The organism is Streptomyces tropicalis, assembly GCF_029269835.1.
Lineage (GTDB): Bacteria > Actinomycetota > Actinomycetes > Streptomycetales > Streptomycetaceae > Streptomyces > Streptomyces tropicalis.
Window position 1 is genome coordinate 1 of sequence record NZ_JARJBB010000099.1, and the last position, 634, is coordinate 634.

At 74.1% G+C, this 634-nt stretch carries 1 pseudogene; it reads right to left on the reverse strand.

The window, feature by feature from the left end:
- A pseudogene (locus tag P3H78_RS33190) lies at positions 1 to 634 on the reverse strand (hypothetical protein); the annotation flags it as partial.

The following is a 634-nucleotide window of genomic DNA, read 5'->3' on the forward strand; positions in this document are numbered from 1 at the left end:
GGATGCGCGGGTGACCTGGTCGGCGGTCCAGCGCAAGAGGGGGTAGCCGAAGGGGTAGGGCCCGGTGACGTGGGGCTGGGCGAGGTCGGCGGTGGTCGACAGCTGCCAGGCGGCGTTGACGACGGAAGCCGCGCGCCGGAAGTAGCGGTGGGCGGGCCGGTGGGCGGGCGTTGCGGAGGCCAGGTGGCGGGCGAGGGCGTCCGCCTGGAGCGCGGCCATGCTCATGCCCTGCCCGTAGATGGGGTTGACGCTGGCGAGGGCGTCGCCCATCACGACGAGGCCGCCGGGGAGGCGGGGGAGGCTGGTGAAGTGGCGGCGCTGGCTGTCGCGGACGTAGAAGGTGGCGGGCTGGCCGTCCATCTCGCAGTGCTGGGCGACCTGTTGGAGGGGATCGACGCTGCGCAGCATCCGGGCCCGGAAGGCGTCCGGGTCGCGGCCAGGCCGGTAGTCGTCGTAACCGGCGATGACGACGTCCCAGCGCTGGTCTTCCACCGCGGTGAGGGCACCGGGCTCGCACCGGGCGGGCAGGTAGTCGTTGGCCGGGCCGGGCGTGGCGTGGGCGATGACGGTGGCGGGCAGTTCGGCGCCGCGGTGGAAGCGGGCGGTGGCGTAGCCGAGCGAGATGTGCATCCGT